Source organism: Fibrobacter sp. UWH4 (genome assembly GCF_900142475.1).
Lineage (GTDB): Bacteria > Fibrobacterota > Fibrobacteria > Fibrobacterales > Fibrobacteraceae > Fibrobacter.
Map to the genome: position 1 here is coordinate 432,953 of NZ_FRAY01000001.1, position 19,658 is coordinate 452,610.

The 19,658-nt window shown below is 50.3% G+C and carries 21 protein-coding genes; 16 read left to right on the top strand and 5 right to left on the bottom strand.

Going from position 1 to position 19,658, the window contains the following annotated elements; genetic code table 11:
- Window positions 1-88: 88 nt before the first annotated feature.
- From BUA93_RS01770 to cas1, 4 genes are all read right to left on the bottom strand, one after another.
- Window positions 89-322: a hypothetical protein gene (locus tag BUA93_RS01770; protein WP_072976895.1), complete on the bottom strand. Its 234-nt coding sequence runs from the start codon at window positions 320-322 to the stop codon at window positions 89-91.
- A complete protein-coding gene (locus tag BUA93_RS01775; RefSeq protein ID WP_254793802.1) occupies window positions 319-543 on the bottom strand; it encodes an NUDIX hydrolase in 225 nt (74 codons plus the stop codon). The genes BUA93_RS01770 and BUA93_RS01775 overlap by 4 nt, the downstream gene beginning before the upstream one ends.
- 135 nt (window positions 544-678) lie before the next feature.
- Window positions 679-990 carry a CRISPR-associated endonuclease Cas2 gene (gene cas2, locus BUA93_RS01780; RefSeq protein WP_072976897.1) on the bottom strand — a complete coding sequence of 104 codons (312 nt, stop codon included), beginning with the start codon at window positions 988-990 and terminating at the stop codon, window positions 679-681.
- On the bottom strand, window positions 978-1,874 hold the full coding sequence (gene cas1 / locus BUA93_RS01785; protein ID WP_072976899.1) for a type II CRISPR-associated endonuclease Cas1: 897 nt from the start codon (window positions 1,872-1,874) through the stop codon (window positions 978-980). The genes cas2 and cas1 overlap by 13 nt, the downstream gene beginning before the upstream one ends.
- A gap of 756 nt (window positions 1,875-2,630) precedes the next feature.
- On the opposite strand from cas1, the gene BUA93_RS01790 reads away from it, so the two are divergent.
- Entirely contained in the window at window positions 2,631-3,734 is a 1,104-nt protein-coding gene (locus BUA93_RS01790; protein WP_072976900.1) for a PDDEXK nuclease domain-containing protein, read from the top strand.
- 4 nt (window positions 3,735-3,738) lie between these two features.
- On the opposite strand, the gene BUA93_RS01795 is transcribed toward BUA93_RS01790, so the two are convergent.
- The gene (locus tag BUA93_RS01795) at window positions 3,739-4,317 is read right to left on the bottom strand and encodes a GNAT family N-acetyltransferase (protein WP_072976902.1); all 579 of its coding nucleotides are present in this window, start codon (window positions 4,315-4,317) and stop codon (window positions 3,739-3,741) included.
- Between the two features lie 81 nt (window positions 4,318-4,398).
- On the opposite strand from BUA93_RS01795, the gene BUA93_RS01800 reads away from it, so the two are divergent.
- The 15 genes from BUA93_RS01800 to BUA93_RS01870 all read left to right on the top strand — a co-directional run bounded on the left by BUA93_RS01800 (window position 4,399) and on the right by BUA93_RS01870 (window position 19,648).
- Window positions 4,399-5,109, top strand: coding sequence for an SDR family NAD(P)-dependent oxidoreductase (locus BUA93_RS01800; protein WP_072976904.1), 711 nt, complete (start codon window positions 4,399-4,401; stop codon window positions 5,107-5,109).
- Between the two features lie 190 nt (window positions 5,110-5,299).
- On the top strand, window positions 5,300-6,220 hold the full coding sequence (locus tag BUA93_RS01805) for a fibrobacter succinogenes major paralogous domain-containing protein (protein ID WP_254793803.1): 921 nt from the start codon (window positions 5,300-5,302) through the stop codon (window positions 6,218-6,220).
- Window positions 6,221-6,472: 252 nt separating this feature from the next.
- Window positions 6,473-6,781, top strand: coding sequence for a type II toxin-antitoxin system RelB/DinJ family antitoxin (locus tag BUA93_RS01810; RefSeq protein ID WP_072977248.1), 309 nt, complete (start codon window positions 6,473-6,475; stop codon window positions 6,779-6,781).
- Window positions 6,778-7,371, top strand: coding sequence for a PIN domain-containing protein (locus BUA93_RS01815; RefSeq protein ID WP_072976907.1), 594 nt, complete (start codon window positions 6,778-6,780; stop codon window positions 7,369-7,371). The genes BUA93_RS01810 and BUA93_RS01815 overlap by 4 nt, the downstream gene beginning before the upstream one ends.
- Window positions 7,368-7,790, top strand: a complete 423-nt coding sequence (locus BUA93_RS01820; RefSeq protein WP_072976909.1) for a DUF2442 domain-containing protein — start codon at window positions 7,368-7,370, stop codon at window positions 7,788-7,790. The genes BUA93_RS01815 and BUA93_RS01820 overlap by 4 nt, the downstream gene beginning before the upstream one ends.
- 92 nt (window positions 7,791-7,882) lie before the next feature.
- Entirely contained in the window at window positions 7,883-8,929 is a 1,047-nt protein-coding gene (locus BUA93_RS01825) for a fibrobacter succinogenes major paralogous domain-containing protein (RefSeq protein ID WP_254793804.1), read from the top strand.
- A 446-nt stretch (window positions 8,930-9,375) separates the two neighbouring features.
- Entirely contained in the window at window positions 9,376-10,854 is a 1,479-nt protein-coding gene (gene ilvC, locus BUA93_RS01830) for a ketol-acid reductoisomerase (protein WP_072976913.1), read from the top strand.
- A 397-nt stretch (window positions 10,855-11,251) separates the two neighbouring features.
- Window positions 11,252-11,818 carry a deoxycytidylate deaminase gene (locus BUA93_RS01835; RefSeq protein WP_072976915.1) on the top strand — a complete coding sequence of 189 codons (567 nt, stop codon included), beginning with the start codon at window positions 11,252-11,254 and terminating at the stop codon, window positions 11,816-11,818.
- 234 nt (window positions 11,819-12,052) lie between these two features.
- Window positions 12,053-13,027, top strand: a complete 975-nt coding sequence (locus tag BUA93_RS01840) for a TIGR02147 family protein (RefSeq protein ID WP_072976917.1) — start codon at window positions 12,053-12,055, stop codon at window positions 13,025-13,027.
- Window positions 13,020-14,702 carry a pectate lyase family protein gene (locus tag BUA93_RS01845; RefSeq protein ID WP_175547354.1) on the top strand — a complete coding sequence of 561 codons (1,683 nt, stop codon included), beginning with the start codon at window positions 13,020-13,022 and terminating at the stop codon, window positions 14,700-14,702. The genes BUA93_RS01840 and BUA93_RS01845 overlap by 8 nt, the downstream gene beginning before the upstream one ends.
- A 63-nt stretch (window positions 14,703-14,765) precedes the next feature.
- Window positions 14,766-15,083 carry a hypothetical protein gene (locus BUA93_RS01850; protein ID WP_072976920.1) on the top strand — a complete coding sequence of 106 codons (318 nt, stop codon included), beginning with the start codon at window positions 14,766-14,768 and terminating at the stop codon, window positions 15,081-15,083.
- A 59-nt stretch (window positions 15,084-15,142) separates the two neighbouring features.
- The gene (locus tag BUA93_RS01855) at window positions 15,143-16,480 is read left to right on the top strand and encodes an alpha/beta hydrolase (RefSeq protein ID WP_083597078.1); all 1,338 of its coding nucleotides are present in this window, start codon (window positions 15,143-15,145) and stop codon (window positions 16,478-16,480) included.
- Window positions 16,481-16,538: 58 nt separating this feature from the next.
- Window positions 16,539-17,822: a serine hydroxymethyltransferase gene (gene glyA, locus BUA93_RS01860; protein ID WP_072976923.1), complete on the top strand. Its 1,284-nt coding sequence runs from the start codon at window positions 16,539-16,541 to the stop codon at window positions 17,820-17,822.
- A gap of 264 nt (window positions 17,823-18,086) precedes the next feature.
- Entirely contained in the window at window positions 18,087-18,785 is a 699-nt protein-coding gene (locus tag BUA93_RS01865) for a hypothetical protein (protein ID WP_072976925.1), read from the top strand.
- A gap of 8 nt (window positions 18,786-18,793) precedes the next feature.
- Window positions 18,794-19,648, top strand: a complete 855-nt coding sequence (locus BUA93_RS01870; RefSeq protein WP_254793805.1) for an ABC transporter ATP-binding protein — start codon at window positions 18,794-18,796, stop codon at window positions 19,646-19,648.
- Window positions 19,649-19,658 lie beyond the last annotated feature (10 nt).

Sequence of the window (19,658 nt, forward strand, 5' to 3'; positions counted from 1 at the left end):
TAATCCATTTTGTGAATTTGTTTTACCTCGACTCATAAAGAGCCTCTATAAGACTAAAGGAAAAGACGATGTGAATGTCTATTTTAAGTTAAAAGAAAGCGATAAATTCTACTTCTTTAAAAGGAAATAAAAAAAACCAGTTTGGAAAGGAAACTGGGAAACCCGGGGTGGGCGAGGCGAGATAAAACCCGTCAGACCCTTCATGGAATTCCCTTTCGGGCCCATGCGTCGCACCACTGTTTTTCAAGTGGCTCTCCACATCAACAATATACATTCTTTTCTTCTCCAAGTCAATAGGGCCATAAGTTTTACCTCGACTCATAAAGAGCCTCTATAAGACTGAGCTTCTTCTTCCAGTTCAGAAAGCGCCACCTTGCGGTAGTCCCCCGTCCAGTCGAGGATTCCTGCGGGAATCTCTAGGGAAGCCTGTTCGCTGATGGCAAAGCGCGGCTGGCGCACGAGCAGCAAGTACTTTTTCCCTTCGCAACGGAGCACCACCAGAACACCGACCGCATTACCGCGCACCAGGACAATCCCGTGCACCGGGCGCCCGTCGGGGAGTGTCGCCGTGGCGGCTAGCTTGAGTTTTACCTCGACTCATAAAGAGCCTCTATAAGACCTGCTTTTTGAATATACCTTATTTTATGCGGGTTCGCAAGCGGTCGGACGCTGAAAAAATCAGAAAAATTGGATAGATTCTTGACTTTTGGGCCATTTTTTCGGAGCCTTGGTGCTGCCGAAGTGGCTGTAGATTTCCAGGAATTCCCTGTCGGAGACGCTCAGCAGGCAGACCGTGGAGCGGGGCTCGATTAAATTGGCGATTCGCCGTCGGTGTGTCCTGCCGTTGTCCGCAGTGGTGCAGTAGCGGACGTACATTCCCCGTTGCACCTTGCTAAATCCCTCTTTTTCTAGTTCCTTGACGAACCTGGCCATGTTTTGGCGGCCGCTCTTGCAGTGTCTTGGAAAATCGAAAATCGTTACGATCCACATACTACCCTCGGGTAGGCGATGTTTTTAGTTTCGCCCATGAAAAATTTTGCGACGGAAGCGGTGGTGTAGGTGAGACATGTTCCCAACTGCACCATCTGTTCCCCGAAGGGAATGTCGGTGTAGAACAATTCCAGAAAGGATGCCTTGACTTCTTTGTCCAATTTTTTCTTTTTGGCCGTGTGTAATTTGTATGCAATCTGATCGATGAAGGGACGGTAGGGTTCCATGATGTCGTCTGCCAGCGGGAATGCGTCGTAATAGTTCCGGTGGAAAATTCCGAGGGAGGGCAGTAACCCGCTCGCCATCAGAGCGCGTGCCGTTGCGGCTCGCAGGAGCGTGTAGCCGTAATTCAAAAAGTCGTTGGGGCGTTCACCGAACCTGTCGCGGATGAACTCCTTGCCGAAAAGTTCCCTCCAGTAGTATTGCGCGGCAAGTCCTTCGCGGTTGCTGGAATCCCCGCTAAGGACTCCGGTGGCGTATTTCAGAAGCCTGTCGTGTTTTTTGCCAAGGGACTTTAGGTGCAGCGCCTGGTTCTTGATTTTTGCCTCCACGACATTTTTCCACATCTGTTTTTTCAGCGGTAGGGGTGCGTCCAGCTGCAGGCGGAAGTATTTCTCTTGCAGGGTGTTTGCGTCCAGGTTCATGAGCATGGATGACGGCATGTGCCTTTCGTTGCAGAATACGACGGCGACATTCTGCTCTGCCAGTTTGCCGATGAGCGGCGTGGTGAGAGATGCCGAATGGTTGTCGATGAGGATGATGGCGATATCCTCGATTGCCCTGAGCGTGACATTGTCGGGATCGTCCTTGTATGTGATTTTGAGCATAGAATTTTGGACCGAAAGCTGGACGGGGCTTTCGAATACGAGAGTCTGTTTGGGCATGTTTATCCTTTTGTTGCTGAGTGTATTTGAAATATGCTAAAATTTAAGTCTCGAACGAGAAATTTCTAAAAAATGTTGAAATTACGCGTATTCTTGGCGATTTTTACAAAAAATACCTTGCGCACTATTGAAATGAATGAGCTTTTTTGCTTGAATTTTGATTTTTTTTCAAAATTTAACCGAATGAAATATTAAAATCGTACCGATTGAAAATGTAAAATCAGACCGATTGTATTGACAAAATTAGACCGATTATGTAATGAATAGCGCAGCCTGCAAACGCCCCGATGGAGTATTCGTCGTGCCGATTACGGCATTGAAAAATTAGTAAAGGTTGTTTTCCCGCGGCTCATAAAGAGCCCCCCTTGACCGGGAATACACATTTACTTATATTACAATCGTAATTCGATAATCCTCGCGACAGTCGACATAGACCATTTGGTCCGTACGTGCATTCGCGGCGGGGCCCATCAACCTTCTTGGCGGTCCTGTTGGATAGCTGGTAGGAAAATACCCTACTCGGGTTCACTCGAAAGAGTGGCAAGTAACGCCGGGGCTGCAACCACTTAGTGCTTTAGCACTTAGTGGGCCATGGTCCCCTTTAGGGGAGAAAGCCCCCGCCAACAGAATTGCAAGATTATCCCATTCCACGCAAATCGTGGAAACTCCATTACAAAACAAAAAAGAACGGGCGTATAGTGCGTCGTTTTTACGGTGTATTCGCACCGTTGTGCAACCATTTTAAAGAGGATGTCAATGTCGAAAAAATCTATCAATATCTTGGACAAGGATTACATTCACTGGGTCAAGGAACTTTCTTCCCGTTATCGCAAGAGCCAGATCAAGGCGGCGGTGAAGGTAAATAGCGAAATGTTGCGCTACTACTGGGAATTGGGACGCGATATTGTAACCAAGCAGGCTGAAAGCAAATGGGGCAGCGGCTTCATGAAGAATCTGAGCCGAGACTTAAAGGCTCAGATTCCCAGTGCCACTTGTTTTTCTCCCACGAACATTCTGTACATGAAGAACTTTTATCTTATGTATCGCCCCTATTTGGAAAATGCACCCAAGATCGGGGAACAAAAGGAAGATTTTCCAATTACTCAACAAGTTGTTGAGCAAATTGCCCATGACATCTTTTCAATTCCATGGGGACATCACGTTGTCTTAATGGACAAGTTCAAGGAAAATCCTCAAAAGGCCCTGTTTTTTGCCCGCCAGACGGTAGAAAATGGCTGGAGCCGTTCGTCCCTTTTGAATGCGCTTTCAAGTGACCTTTACGAGCGCAAAGGAAAGGCGTTGACGAATTTTGAGCGGACTCTCCCCGCCGAAACAAGCGATTTGGCCCAGGAACTGACGAAAGATCCTTACAATTTCGCGTTTACGGGTATTACGGGTCGCTACAACGAAAAACTGCTGAAAGATAGCCTGCTGAACAACATTACCCGTTTTCTTGTGGAATTGGGCACGGGATTTGCCTATGTCGGCAGGGAATATGGTATTATGGTAGGCGAAAGGGAGAAGTTCATGGATTTGCTTTTTTACAACCTGAATCTCTCTTGCTATGTCGTTGTCGAGGTGAAAATCGGGCGTTTCGAATTTGCCGATATCGGGCAATTGGGCGGATACATGGTGGCATGCAACCACATCCTTAAAAAGGAAGGGCGCGACAACCCGACAATCGGTCTGCTGATTTGCAAGGAAAAGGACAAGGTGCAGGCACAGTACGCACTGGAATCAAGTACGCAACCTATCAGCATTTCGGAATATGAATTGGAAAAATTCTACCCTGAAAAGGTTGAAGGCACAATGCCCTCTATTGAGGAAATTGAGAAAAGATTGTGCGAAGAGTCGCTGTAAAATCTTACGGGTACTTTGCTCCGGGAATATCCTTCAAAATTTCTTTCCAGAAGTCGCGAAATTCTTTGTCGGTGACGGTGCCGCCTGCGCTGAGTAGGCGGTAGTGCTCGCCTTGCCAGACGTAATCAAAGGGGGAGGGGTCAAAGCCGTTGCGGGAGTAAAATTCGCGGCGACGATTCCTGCGTTCAAGTTCTTCGGCGTCCTTGGAATCTTCTTCGACTTCGATATCGACGACAATGCGCGTGTCGGGGTGTTGCCTGCGGATGGCCTGCAAAATTTGCGAACCGTACCCGCGGCTGCGCAGTTCTGGAACGACTGCGAAATAGACGATGTTCGTGATGCTCCCGTGCGTGATGGAGTTCGAGAACCCGCAGAACATGGGAGCCGCGGCAATTTCTTTCCCGACTTCAGCGTGATTCTCGCCTTCCTCCTTGTCGAAAAACGCCCAGAATTCCCGCCTGATTTTGTCATTGAGCAAATGCTTTATCGGGATGCGTTCGTTCGCCGGGAACGCCGATTCGTACAGCGCCTTGACCTGCGGAAACCAGGGGGCATCTCTTGTGACATCGAAATACTGGAGCATCAGCAGAAAGAATAGGATAATGCGGCTTGCGTGTCAAGTTGGGGCGCGCGCTTCGCTGTATTTTAGTGTATATTTACCAACATGAAATCGTTTGAAGATAAAGTGGTCGTGGTGACGGGCGGGGCGCACGGGATTGGCGCTACCGTCGTGAGTGAATTCGAGAAAGAGGGGGCGAAGGTCGCGTATATCGACATTCGCGAGAATCCTTGCTTTGTGGGGGACCTCTCCAAGAAGGAAGTCCTCGAAAAGTTTGCGCAGTTCGTTATCGAAAAGTACGGGCACGTGGATGTGCTGGTGAATAACGCGCTCCCGCTGATGAAGGGCATTGACGAGTGCAACTATGAGGAATTCAGCTACGCGCTGGCGGTCGGCGTGACGGCCCCGTTCTACCTCGCGAAACTTTTCGCGCCGCATTTTGGGTCGGGTGCAAGTATTATAAACATTTCTTCGAGTCGCGACCGCATGAGCCAATCGCAAACGGAGAGCTATACGGCAGCGAAGGGCGGGATTGCAGCCCTCACGCATGCGCTTGCCGTGAGTTTTGCAGGTCGCGTGCGCGTGAATTCTATTTCGCCCGGTTGGATCGATACGGATTTCAAAGTATATGAAGGTCCCGATGCCACGCAACAGCCCGCAGGCCGCGTCGGGAACCCCTTGGACATCGCGAACATGGTGCTTTATCTTGCCAGCGACAAGGCCGGCTTCATCACCGGCGAAAACATCTGCATCGACGGCGGCATGACCCGCCAGATGATTTACCACAACGACTGCGGCTGGAAATTCGAAGGATAAAATGCGGAAAATGCTGAAGAACTTGCGTTATTCGTATCAAAAATGCAGAAATTGTTGCGAAATTGATGTTGAAAATGTAGATTCATTGCGTAGTGGACAAATAAATTAGGGGATGTCTATGAAAAACATGCAAAAATACATCGCTGCGAACTTGCTGAATGCGAATGTCGCAACTTCTTTCACTCTTCTCATGTTCACGTTTTTTTTTGCTGCTTGTTCCACGCCGACGGTTTCTAGTGATGATTCTGCTGAAAGTTCTGAAAAGGTTGAACAGGAAGATAACTCGTCTTCTTCTGGCATAATCAATGGTAAAAAGCCCGATAGGTCTAGTTCGTCCGAAAATAAAATTGAGTCAAGTAGTTCTGCAAGCAGTGTAAATTGCTCTGCTCTTTTGGCTGTAGAGACGGAGTGGAGCTGGAATGTGCCGAAGGAATGCCGATTTAATCCTGATATTGACTACGGAATTATGACCGATGAGCGCGACGGCAAGGTTTATAGGACAGTGAAGATTGGTAATCAAGTATGGATGGCGGAGAACCTGAACTATGCCGATAGTGTCAAAACTCCGAGTTTATTGGAACGCAGCTGGTGCTTCGATGATGAACCCAAGAACTGCGATGTTACCGGTCGACTTTATACATGGGCTGCGGCGATTGATTCTGTGGAACTTTATAGGGACATGTCTATTGATTGTGGAAGCTACAAGGCTTGTACATTGCCCGACACAGTGTATGGAATTTGTCCAAGCGGTTGGCATTTGCCGACAGAAACAGAATGGGAGGCTCTCATCACGAACATAGGTGGCACCATCAGTCGCAATGGCCAGACGTGGAACTCGGATGTAGGACAGGTTCTCAAGTCTAAAACAGGTTGGAAAGAATGGAGCTATTCTGGTAACGGCACGGATACATATGGATTTTCCGCGCTACCTGCGGGCATTAGATCTTCTTTTGATGGCAACTTCCATAGCGATGAGGCTGACTTTTGGAGCTCTACGGAGAATGATGAGACTGTTTGGTCTGTATGGCTGTACTACGGCAATTCTGTTGCTAATCTGATCTCCATTGCTGCCAAATACAATGGCTGTTCAGTTCGTTGCGTAAAGGACTAGGTTGGCCTTTTCTGTAATAGTGACGTCTGCCTAGATTTAAAAATTATACCATTTGGTATTATTCCAAATGGTATAATTTTTGGGGGAGGGGGGTGTGTAACGGATTTGCTACCCTAAATTATAGTCGTCCGTGATATGCGGGCGGCGTTTGTGTTAAAGAGAATGAGACTGAAAATTGCTAAATAACTGCAAAAGTATTGCTTTTTGCAGTTGTTATGGCTATATTTTGATATGATAATGCAGGAGGTCTGTATGCCGATGACGGTTTTGCAAATAAGGATTGAAGATGATTTGAAAAAACAGGTTTCCGACCTGTTTGAAAGCCTTGGAATGGATATACCCACGGCTGTGCGCATCTTTTTTAAGCGTGCTCTTGTCGAAAACGGAATTCCCTTTGAGGTGAAGGGAATGCCTTCTCCTACAAAACAGGATGGCATTAATTTGTTGAATGCGTTACATGCGGCTCAGGAACAGGCATATAAAAATGGCGTTGCGAATCTAAGCGAAGAGGAAATTGAAGCCGAAATTAAGGCCGCTCGTATGGAGAGGAAGAAAAAATGATTTTTGCTGTGCTCGATACGAATGTTTTAATTTCTGCAGCTCTAGCGCATAATAAGTATTCTATTCCTTATTCTGTTTTTAGGGGTGTTGTTGAAAGGCGTTTTGTCCCTCTTGTTGATGATAATATAGTTCGCGAGTATTGGGAGGTGTTTTCTCGTCCAAAATTTTCATTTATGCAAGAAACAATAAATGATATTGTCGGAAATACTATAAAATTTGCGATAAATCAGCCGGTTCCACCATCTGGTATAGAACTCCCTGATAGCGATGATGTTGTCTTTTATGATGTGGCTAGGGCTCATCAAGATAAAGGTGCTTATCTTGTGACAGGAAACTTGAAACACTTTCCAAATTGTGGGTTTGCTGTTTCTCCCCGTGATTTTATGAATATCATTACACCGAACAAAGGAAACCACATGGTTAACGATAATTCTGCTGTTTATGACCCTACGGGGCTTTTGGCTGCTTTGCACGAAGCTCAGCGTCAGGCTCATGAAAATGGGGTGGACAATCTGACCGAAGAAGAAATCGAGGCCGAAATCAAGGCTGCTCGCGCGGAGAGAAAGAAACGGCTTGGAACGAACGGATGAACGAAATTACGGAAAAAGATGTAAAAAGGCTTTGGGTCGAAAAGGACGCTGTTTGTGTCGAACTGAAAGACGGCCGAATCGGGCGTGAACTCATCCGCGATTACGAACCGCTGCGGAAGGCTACGCGAAAGCAGTTGGAGAATTGCCGCGTAGATTGCGATGGCGTGTGGTTTGACGATCTGGACGAAGGCCTGGATCTTTCGGGATTCTTTTCGCCGAAAAAGACAAATCCCATTGGCCGCATATTTTGGCTGTTCCCCGAACTGAACGCTTCGGCGTTTGCCCGCCGATTGGGAATCCCTCAGCCCCTGTTCGCCGCATACGTAAACGGAACGAAAAAGCCCTCTTCGGCAAGAAAGAAACTCATTGACGAGGAACTCCGCCGTATCGGCAGGGAACTGCTGAAGACCGTGGCGTAGTTTTTGTCTTCTGTGAGGCCGCCTTTTTGTCGTTTTAGGCGAAATAAATTACATTTGCTTTGAATTTATTATATCGGGTTACCGGAGGATTTATGAAAAAGTTTCTTGTTGCGATGGGATTGGTGGCGTTTGCTGTTGTCGGGTGCGACGATAGTTCGTCGGCATCTGCAGGGCAAAACGATGAACCGGCTGTTGAATCGTCTTCTTCGAGTAGTGGCAAGGTCACTGATAAGGTTGGTGAGCCTGCCGAAGGGTCATCTAGCAGTGACAAAACGAGTGTGTCCAGCAGCAGTTCTGCTGATGAGCTGTCGAGCTCTAGCCTGGTCGAGATATCAAGTTGTAGCGAGGGTGAAGGGACGTCTAGTTCATCCGGACAAAAAATAGAGTCCAGTAGTAGTTCTGCAAGCGGGATAAATTGTTCGGCGCTCTTGGAGGGCGAAACGGGTTGGAGCTGGGATGTGCCGAAGGAATGCCGCTTTAACCCTGATATTGACTACGGCTCCATGACCGATAGCCGTGATGGCAAGGTCTACAAGACTGTGGAAATTGGTGATTTGGTATGGATGGCTGAAAATCTGAACTACGCCGACAGTGTAACGACCACGAGTCTCAAGGGTAAATCCTGGTGCTACAACGACGTGGCCGCCAACTGCGACGTGGCCGGTCGCCTTTATACCTGGGCGGCGGCGATTGACTCGGTGGCATTGGCGTCCGATGAAGAGAACCCTTTGGATTGCGGTGACGGCAAGACCTGCGCCATGCCAGACACTGTGTACGGGGTTTGTCCGCCGGACTGGCACTTGCCAACATATGCAGAGTGGAATGCCTTGTTCATGGCGGTGGGGGGGTATAGAACTGCGAGCTGGGCTCTCAAAACTCAGAGCGGCTGGATCAATAGAGACAGTCGCACAGAAGGTAACGGCGAGGACGAGTTCGGCTTTTCCGCGTTGCCTGCAGGCAGCTGGAGCGACGTTGGGTCTTACTACTGCGATGAGGGCCGCAACGCGCGTTTCTGGAGTGCGTCTGAGTATGGTGAAGACAACGCGTACTTTTTAGGCATGAACAACGTCTTCTCCGATGCGAGTCTGTCCCCCACCTACAAGAGCCACGGGAATTCAGTTCGCTGCGTAAAGAACTAAAAAAGCGATTATTATGATTTCGCTTGCTTTGGTGTAGTTTACTTTGTTTGAGTAGAAAAGGAGATGCCCGACTAAATCGGGCATGACAATGAGAATGGATTGCTTCGTCGTTGCACTCCTCGCAATGACGTAATTCGGGGTTTTAGGGGCGGAGCCACTAGGCGTGGGGGTGGTGTAGGACCCGTCGATAGCCTGGCCGCAAAGCGAACATTCCGGAACGGCCATGCGAGCGTGCGGAGCAGGCTGAGTCGGGGCCGAAAACAGGGGGAGGCTTCCCCCTTTTGTGTAATTCGGGACTGGATTCTTCGTTTCGTACTTCGCACTTCACTCAGAATGACGTTTTTTGCACTTTTCTTGCGCGATTCCTAATCACTAATCACTAATCACTAACCACTAAAATGCTATCTTTCCCCCCGGAAACATTCTAATTAACAGAGGTTCAAAAAATGAATTATTTCAATTCTATCCCTATGCGTCGCCAACTCGAAGAAATTGGCCACTGCCGTTTCATGGAACATTCTGAATTCAGCCGTGGTGTTGAAGCCCTCAAGGGCAAGAAGATCGTGTTCGTCGGTTGCGGTGCCCAGGGTCTCCATCAGGGTCTTGACCTGCGCGATAGCGGCCTCGACGTCTCTTACACGCTCCGCAAGGAAGCCATCGAACAGAAGCGCCAGTCCTGGAAGAACGCTACTGAAAACGGCTTCAAGGTCGGTACCTACGAAGAAATGATTCCGGATGCAGACCTCGTTTGCAACCTCACACCGGACAAGCAGCACCACAACGTGATCCCGGCTATCATGAAGCTCATGAAGAAGGGCGCAGCCCTCTCTTACAGCCACGGCTTCAACATCGTTGAAGAAGGCCAGGAAATCCGCAAGGACATCACCGTGATCATGGTCGCCCCGAAGGGCCCGGGTTCCGAAGTCCGTAGCGAATACGTTCGCGGTTTCGGTATGCCCTGCCTTATCGCTGTGCACCCGGAAAACGACCCCGAAGGTAAGGGTTGGGACTACGCCAAGGCTTACGCCGCTGGCCTCCATGCCGACCGTCCGGGCGTTCTCGAAAGCTCTTTCGTTGCCGAAGTGAAGTCCGACCTCATGGGCGAACAGACCATCCTTTGCGGTATGCTCCAGACCGGCACCATCCTCTGCTACGACAAGATGGTGAAGGAATTCGGCGTTGAACCGGCTTACGCGGTCAAGCTGCTCCAGTACGGCTGGGAAACCATTTCCGAAGCTCTGAAGCATGGCGGCATCACCAACATGATGGACCGTCTCTCCAACCCGGCCAAGATCCGCGCAACGGAACTCGCCGAAAAGATGAAGAAGATTATGAAGCCGCTCTACCAGGAACACCAGGACAACATCATCTCTGGCAAGTTCTCCAGCACCATGATGGTGGACTGGGAAGCCGGCGACAAGGATTTGCTCAAGTGGCGTGGCGAAACGGGCGAGCTCGAATTCGAAAAGGTCGAAGCTACCGACAAGGTCATCACCGAACAGGAATACTTCGACCGCGGCGTTCTCATGACCGCCATGATCAAGGCCGGTGTGGAACTCGCATTCGAAACCATGTGCTCCGTGGGCATCAAGCCGATGAGCGCCTACTACGAATCTCTCCACGAGACTCCGCTTATCGCGAACCTCATCGCTCGTAAGAAGTTGTACGAAATGAACCGCGTGATCAGCGACACCGCCGAATACGGTTGCTACCTGTTCGCCAACAAGTGCGTGCCTCTGCTCGCCGACTTCATGAAGAATGAAGTGAAGAAGGACGACATCGGCGCTATCTACGGCGAAGGCAAGACCACTGCTGTGGATAACGAAGAGCTCATCAAGGTGAACAAGAACATCCGTCAGCATCCGGTGGAAGAGGTCGGTGCTTGGCTCCGCGAACGCATGAGCGGCATGACGAAAGTTGTCTAAGCTTCGTCTAGCTTCGTTCTCGACCCTCTCGCTGTACTAGTTGTACAGCTTCGGGGTCTGCGGCCTCGCTATACTCGCTTATCCAAGCTTTCGGAAAGAAGTATAACTGGTTGTAGTGAACATTTTAATTGTGAGCAATAAAGCGCCTCGTATTAACGAGGCGTTTTTTGCGAGAGTGAGGCGATGTCGTAGGTACCTATTTGCTGTAGAGCCGAACGGTCTTGTTTGTACGCTACGCGCAACCACGCCTCGTTCTGCTCGCTTATACTTAGCGGGATGAAAATTGAAGAAGTCCGTCGGGTACGCGCCCGGCGGGCTTTTTCTGTATTCTCGCTTTGCCTGCAAACCACTGTCTACTGCCTACTTCCTACAGTCTACTCTTACTATATTATCCCACATGAATAATTCTCAATCTCGCAGCAAGCTTCGTGACGAAGTCTATACCCAGATGATGTGCGCGCAGGCGCGCCTTTCTAAAGACCAGAATACCCAGATGGGGGCGGTGCTGGTGAGTGCCGACGGTCGCGTGATCAGCACGGGCTACAATGGCGCTCCGGCTGGTTTCGACGACGAGACGGTGCCGTACACCCGCGAAAAGCAACTGCTGGCGTACGATTTGCTGGATGCCGATTCGGGCGAGGTCCTGAGCCACCACGAGTTCGAGGCCAACAAGTACCCGTTCATGGTGCATGCCGAAATCAACGCATTGCACTATGCCCGCGGCAAGGTTCCTCCCGGCTCCAAGCTCTACGTGATCGGTTTCCCTTGTGAACGCTGCTCTTTGGATATTAGCCTTTCGGGCGTTGCCGAAGTGTTCGTGACCAAGGACGATTATGACCCGAAGTCCACGCTGAACAACGGCCGCGATACGGCTTACTACATGTTTGCGCAGGCGGGAATTATCGTGACGCTGTGCGGTAAGCGCATTCGTCCGGTGGTTTCGAAGCCGTTAAATAGAGCTTAGAACTTAGATCGCTGCTCCCCATAGAGGATAACTCAACTATAGAGCTAAAGTTCTAAGTTTCGTATAGCTGCAGAACTTAGGTTATTTTTTTTCTAAGCTCTAAGTTCTGTCAACTAAGTTCTTTTATGTACTGTAGACATTTTTATTTAAAAAATGTAGACTTTTTGGCTGAATATTTATTATATTAGTAACCGGGAGCATTTTGCGCTCGGTTCTTTTTATTGGATTTTTAATATGGTGAATCTTTTTGAATACTTGAACTACCGCGAATTCTTGCGTGACGCCTATGAAGAGCGCCATAAGGGTGACTGGCGCTTCAGCCATCGCTACATTGCTGACCGCGCCGGGTTTGATGCGTCGATGTTCAACAAGATTCTGCAGGGCAAGCGCAACCTGACCAGTCGCCTGGTTTCGGTGTTTGCCGATATTTTTTGTAATGATGACCGCGAAAAGGCCTACTTTGCCGACATGGTGGCGTTCAACCAGGCGAAGAACCATTCCGAAAGCCGTCAGTACCTGGAAAAGCTGGTGGCCACCAAGGAATGCAAGGTCGAAAATGTGGCCAAGGACCAGTTCGAATACTTTGACCACTGGTACCATGCGGTCATCCGCGAATTGGTGACCTTTTACCCGTATGTGGGCGATGACGCGGCGCTTGGCCTGATGGTGCGCCCGCCGATTACGGCTTCGCAGGTTAAGTCTTCGATTGCGTTGCTGGAACGCCTCTCGATGATCAAGAAAAACGAGGCGACGGGCTTTTACGAACAGACGCAGGGCCTGATTTCGAGCGGGTCTGAATCTTTCAGTACGGCGGTCAACTCTTACATTCAGCAGAACTTGAATGTGGCGCAAGACGCCATGGACCGTTTTGAACGCGGTGAACGCAATTTGTCGACGCTGGCCTTTGCCTGCGACGAGCCGACTTACAAGGAACTGGTCGAAATGGTGCGTCGCTTTAGGCGCGAAGTCTTGGCGAAGGTGGGCCAGTGCGAAAAGCCCAATCGGGTGTTCCAGCTCGGTATGCAACTGTTCCCGCTTTCAGACCCGTATCCGCCACCGCAGCGACGCGGGCGCAAGCGCCGTATTCGCGGACTTGAAATGACCGAAGGCGAATCGCAGGTTGTCGTTGATGCGAACGAGGCGACGGAACTCAAGGATGGATTGACCGAAACCTTAAGAAATGCCGAAGGGGGTGCTGCCGATGCTTAAGAATTTGTATAAAAGTTTGCTTGCGTCGGCTTTGCTTGCAGGTTCGTTTACAGCTTGTAGCAATGACAAGAATGTTGCCGGCGGTACCGAGGCGGAATCGACGGTTGTTGCGCTGCAGATTCAGGTGTCGGGAAATGCCGCTTATTCCCGCGTGCGTGCGCTTCCGGACGATTTCCTGGCAGAAGAGGCGACCGAAGCGGAATGGATCGAAACCGATGAAAATGGCTTCGTGAAAATTCCGATGGAACCGGGCGCATACACGGTTGAAGCCCGCCATGTGGATGGATCCGATGCAACGGGCGCCGTTTACAGTGTTGCTCTTGATTCCAGTTCTTCTAATGTAATTGATACGATCAAGCTTGTTGAACTTTCGTCGATCGAGGGCTTTGTGTTGCTTGGTGAATCAACGCCGGTGATTCGTATCGCAGGCCTTGACCGTTATGTAGTTCCCGACAGTACGGGACATTTCGTAATCGACTCCTTGCCGACGGGAAGTTTTGAGGTCCTGTTCGGTGACCCGCAGACGATCAATTCGGCCAAGGTAGAATCAACTACGGGCGACACTCTGTACGTAGACTGCTCCGATTCCGTGGTTCAGGTGACCGGGTCTGTTGAATCGGTAGCCACGGAAGTCCCGAATGGCGACTGGAACGAACATGCCGCACTCCTTGCTCAAGTTGACGGTTATGCCGTGGGCGTGCTCGGTGCGGCTGGCGTGACCGATAGTTTAGGAAATATCTCTGCTGCCGAAGGCGAAATCTGTGTCGTAACAACGACTGAAGACTATGTGATTGTCGAAGATACGACCGAGGTGGATTCGGCCGGAAATGCGAAAACGTCCGCCGTGATTGCTCCGGGTTCACTTCGTGAGTGCGCCTACAAGGAAGGTCCAACATGGATTTTGTTCGAAAAGAGCGGCACCTACAATTTGGAATCTCCGCTTCGCCTCGGTTCCGATAAGACTTTTGACGGCCGTGGGCGAGATGTCCGCATTACGGGTATGGGGATTCTGACGCAGGAATCTAGCAATCTGATTTTTGAAAACCTGACATTTACCGCACCCGCTATTACGGTACAGGATACGAGTTCACGCCGAGCGCTTTCGCTCCATAATGGAACGCATCATGTCTGGGTCGACCATTGCGTGTTCGAAGAATACCCGCTGGTGGAACTCGATGTAAAACGAGGTTCCCACAACGTGACGATTTCTTGGTCGCGCTTCGAAAATGCACAGACCGGTGTCCTGTTTGGCCTGGCGGCTGACATCATTATGGATACGGCGCAGAGCTTGACCATGCATCACAATTATTTTGCGGGACTTTCTCGAGACGGAATTCTTGCTCACGGCGGAAAACTGCATGCTTACAATAATTTCTTCGACTCTGTAGAAAAGTCGGGCGTGGTCTGTTCCGATGCGGCGCGTTGCCTGATCGAAAAGAATGTGTTCAACAATGAGTTGCCCGTGACGCTTTACCGGTGGTACAACGAAGATGGCTCTCCGGTTGATTCGACGGTCGGCTTTGTGAATATGGTCGAAAACAAGTTCTCGGCAGGGGGCTCGGATTCAGATTTTGCTGACCATGCGGTTGGATTCGTTCCTGATTACAAGTATGAATCGGGGCTTGCTGATGTTTCGCTTGTACTCAGGTTGAAAAACGAGAGCGGTTCCCGCTGAAACAAGCTGTTTCTGCCCGTGCAAGGACCAGACGATCTTTCATAATTTTTTATCTTAGCCGGTATGAAAGAAAAACTGCCGGCTTTTTTGTTTATGCTTGCAATCCCCCTGTCGATTGTTCTCTACCTTAAGGTGGAATCGGCTTCGGGTTCTGAAATCGTAGCACTCCTGTCGGCGGTGGGACTTTATCTGGTGGTCTTTTTCTTGTTGGCGATGTTCTTCAATTCACGTGCGAAAGATGCCGATGGTAAGGCTGTTTCCGCTTTAGATAATTTGTTCGCGGAAAAGAAGACGAAGGCGGAGCTTGCTCGCGAGCAGATCTTACGCAAGCAGAAAGAAATCGAGGCTCAAAGAGCGGCTGAAAATAAACCGAAATTTTGACAGCCTCTTTATAGACAAAATAATTTCCTTTAGCTATATTTTGTGCGTAAGGAGATTATATGAAGAAAAATGCTTTATTATTGGCATGCTTGATAGCCTTTGCAGGCGCAGGAGAACGCTACAAAGACCGAATGTTCGATGTTTCTGTCGAAAGGGACGTCGTCTATGCCTCCGGTGTAAAACACCTCAAGAAACTGAATACGATTTCGCTTGGGCTTTTGACCTATGCTATAATGAACGATGGCATGCCGGTCTATCTCTACGAAAATGAGACTGACTTGACCAGTGTCAATTTGCATATGGATATTTACAAGCCGAAAAACGATTCCGAAAAGAAAAGGCCGGCGGTCTTGGTGATGCACGGTGGAGCCTTTGCTGCGGGGTCTAAGAACGATTACGACCAGCATTCAATTACCTATTGTGATTCCTTGGCTGCTCGTGGCTATGTTGCTGTTGCCGTGGAATACCGCCTGGGTATTACGGCGGTGGTTAAAGACAAGGCTCTGACCGTTGATAGCCTTGATTTCTCGAGAACCGTTTATCGCGGAATTCAGGATGTGCGTGCTGCGGTTCGCTATGTCAGGATGAATGCGGACAAGTTGGGCGTCGATCCGGGACGTGTTTATCTGATTGGAAACAGCGCGGGGGCAATTCTTTCGCTCGAAAACATCTATATGGACAAGGAATCCGAAATTCCTGCGGCAGCAAGGAGCGTGCCGGACTTGGGAGGGCTTGATGCTTATGGCGTGCAGGGGGCAAATGCCCAGGCTAATGCGGTGGCGGCTCTTTGGGGTGCGGTTCATGACCCGAAAATTATTGAAGATGTCAAGAAACCGGTGCTCTTGGTGCATGGAAAGGCCGACAGTACGGTTGTTTTTAAGACCGCTCGCCCCTTGAGCAACATTGCTGGCGTACTTGAAAATTTGATGCCTGCGGCGGCAGCATCGATTGGCGCTCTTGCATTCCATGTGAACACTCCGACTCTTTACGGAAGCTATGTCATAGACTCGGTGCTTACTGCAAACGGGGTGGAACACGATACCTATTTTGTGGATGGCCAGCCCCATGAATTCTATGACGATCCTGCAGAAACGAAGAATGTTCAAAACAAGGTCTTTAATTTCCTATATGCCCAGACGCAAAAGCCGGCAGGTCCCGAGCGCATTGTACTTGCCTTGGCAAGGCCGTCTCAGCTTAAGATGGGTGAAGATAATCGCAGTTTCTATTTGACAGGTGGGAACGAACGTCCGTATGCCGTTGCCGACTTGAGAGGCCGCATCGTGAAGAGCGGTATGGTGTTTGCGGGCGAATCGGTCGATTTGATGGACCTGGAACGCGGTGTATATGTGCTTCGCGTGAAGGGCGAACGCCCGTTGCGCTTCGGTTTGACCAAGTAGTTTTTTATAAACCCTGAAAATTGCTATATTTGGCGCGTACAAATCAAGGAGTAGCTAAATGCTCAAATCTACACTGCAACAGACCGATCCGGAAATCTACAACATCATCCAGGAAGAAGCCGAACGCCAGGAATATGGCATCGAACTCATCGCTTCCGAAAACTACACCTCCAAGGCCGTCATGGAAGCCATGGGCTCCGTGCTGACCAACAAGTACAGCGAAGGCTACGTGGGCAAGCGCTACTACGGTGGTAACGAAGTGATCGACAAGATGGAAGCATTGGCCATCGAACGTTGCAAGAAGCTCTTTGGTTGCGACCACGTGAACATCCAGCCGCTGTCCGGTTCTCCGGCCAACGCCGCCGTGTACTTCGCCGTCCTCAAACCGGGCGACAAGGTCCTCGGCCTTAAGCTCGACCACGGTGGACACCTTTCTCACGGCCATCCGGTGAACTTCTCCGGCATGCTCTACAACTTCGTGCAGTACGAAGTCGACAAGGAAACGGGCCGCATCGATATGGACAAGGTCCGCGAAATTGCTCTCCGCGAAAAGCCGAAGATGATTCTCGCCGGTTTCTCTGCCTACAGCCGCAACCTCGACTGGAAGCGCTTCAAGGAAATCGCCGACGAAGTGGGCGCCCTCACCATGGCTGACATTTCTCACGTCGCAGGCCTCATTGCCGGTAAGGCTATCGATTCTCCGGTGCCGTACTTCGACATCGTGACGACCACGACCCACAAGACTCTCCGTGGCCCGCGTTCCGCTATCATCATGTGCAAGGACCGCACCATCCAGAAGATGGTGAAGGGCGAACTCAAGGAAGTATCTTTGGCCAAGGAAATCGACAAGGGCGTGTTCCCGGGCATGCAGGGTGGTCCGCATGACCACATCAACGCCGGTAAGGCCGTTGCATTCCTCGAAGCTTTGCAGCCGGAATTCCAGACCTACGCGAAGAACGTCATCAAGAACGCTCAGGCCATGGCCGACGAAATGATGAAGCTCGGCTACAAGGTCATCAGCGACGGTACCGACAACCACCTCATCGTGGTGGACATGACCTCCAAGGGCGTTTCCGGTAAGGAAGCCGAAGTCGCGATGGAAAAGGTCGGCATCTCCTGCAGCCGTTCTACCATCCCGTTCGATCCGCGCAAGCCGATGGACCCGTCCGGAGTGCGTCTCGGTACTGCCGCTATCACGACCCGTGGCTTTGACGAGAGTGACACCCGCGAAGTGACCCGCATCATCGACCGCTGCATCAAGGCCAAGGACGACGATGCTGCTCTTGCCAAGATCCGTCAGGAAATTGTCGAACTCTGCAAGAAGCACCCGCTGTATAAGTAATTTTGCGGAGCAAAATTACTTGGGCTATGAGCTCGGTCGCTACGCTCCCTTTGAGGCGTGAGCGCGGACCTTCGGGCCTTTGAGTAAAATAATGGCGCCTTTGGCGCAAGATATTGAAAAAGTGGTTCGCGTTTGACGGACCGCTTTTTTGCATTTTCCTTCGACCTCAAAGGCGCTTTGGCGCCGACCTCAAAGCCTTGCATGAGCAAGGCGACCCCATGCTTCGCACCTTTTATTATCTTTACCGCATAAACAAGAGGTTTTATGCAGTCCTGGACTGAAATCAAGAAAATCGAGAACCCGACCGAAGAACAGCAGCTCGAGGCGGTGAAACTCAACTGGTATGCCATCAGCCTTATCGAGAACCCGACGGCTGCCGTGCAGAAGGCGGCGTTCGAGCAGAACGTGCAGGCGATTCTCTACATCAAGAATGGCCTTTGTGAAGATTTGAAGGCGGCGCTCAACGCCCTCGACGAACCCGCGCTCCTTGCCGCGGTGAACGGCGACCCGAACATTCTGAAGTTCGTGACGAATCCTGAACTTCTCAAGGCCGCTGTGCGTAGCGACTGGAAAATCGTGAAGAAGATTGATAACGCAAGTGACGAATTGTGGGCCGAGGCGGTTCGCGTGAATGTCGATGCGCTCAAATTTGTCCGTCATCCAGGTGAAGCCGTTCTGATGGCTGCAGTGGAACGTGACTGGACCTATTTGCAAGAAATTGAACATCCGACGGCTGCTATCGTTGTTGCCGCGGTCAAGCAGGATTACCGTGCCTTTGAGTATGTGAGTATCAAGAATCGTACCGAGGCCGTGCAACTTGCAGCCGTACGAACCGATCCGCGTTGCATCCAGTACCTGCAGCGCGCTTCTGAACGGGTGCAGATGGAAGCGGTTCGTAACAACAAGGATGTCTTTCACTTGATCAAGAATCCGGCCGAAGCGGTCAAGGAATTCTGCAAATAGGATTTGCGATGGATTCGTTGCTGCAACGCCCGTTGATTGCTCTCGATTCTGTGACGTTCCGTTATCCGAAATCGGATGCGGACGCTCTTTCCTGTGTGTCGCTTGAAATTCCGCAGGGGAGTTTCTTTGCGCTTCTCGGCCCTAACGGGGCCGGCAAGACGACTTTGCTTAGACTGCTTTGCGGACGCTTTTCGAAGTTCTCGGGCTCGCTTGATGTTTCCGCGGATGTTCGCGGGGCAAATGGTTTTCTGGATCCGCTAGCCTGTGGTATTTTGCTTGAAAATCCGGGAATTTATCCGAAGCTTTCCATATCGGAATACATAGATTACTTTGTCGGCTTTTATGCGGCGCGTATTGATTCTTGGAATGAATCTGTTTCTCGCGAACGCATTGCCGAACTGGCGCGGAAACTGGAATTGCCTTCTCTTGAAACCCGTATGTCCGCCCTTTCGCTCGGAAATCGCCAGAAGGTGCAGCTGCTGCGTGCGATGGCACCTGCGCCGCGCCTGTTGATTCTTGACGAACCGGTGGCGAATCTCGATCCCATGTCTCGCGAAACGGTGTGGTCGCTGCTTGCCGATTGGCGAAAAGAAGAAGGTGGCACGGCAATCGTCTGTTCGCATATCCTCGCCGAAATGGAAGAAGAAGCGACGGATTACGCAATTATTGATCGTGGCCAGCTGCTAAAAAGCGGACGCGTGGCCGATATTGCTGCTCAGGAAACATCCTTCAAAATAGAATCGTCTGCATCTTTAGAACAAATTCGTGCGGCGCTTGCCGCGGCAGGAATCAATGCGGATGTCATGTGCGAAAAAGCGGATCTTGCGAAATTATACCGAGATGTAGTTTCAGGAAAAAGATGAACAATGTGAA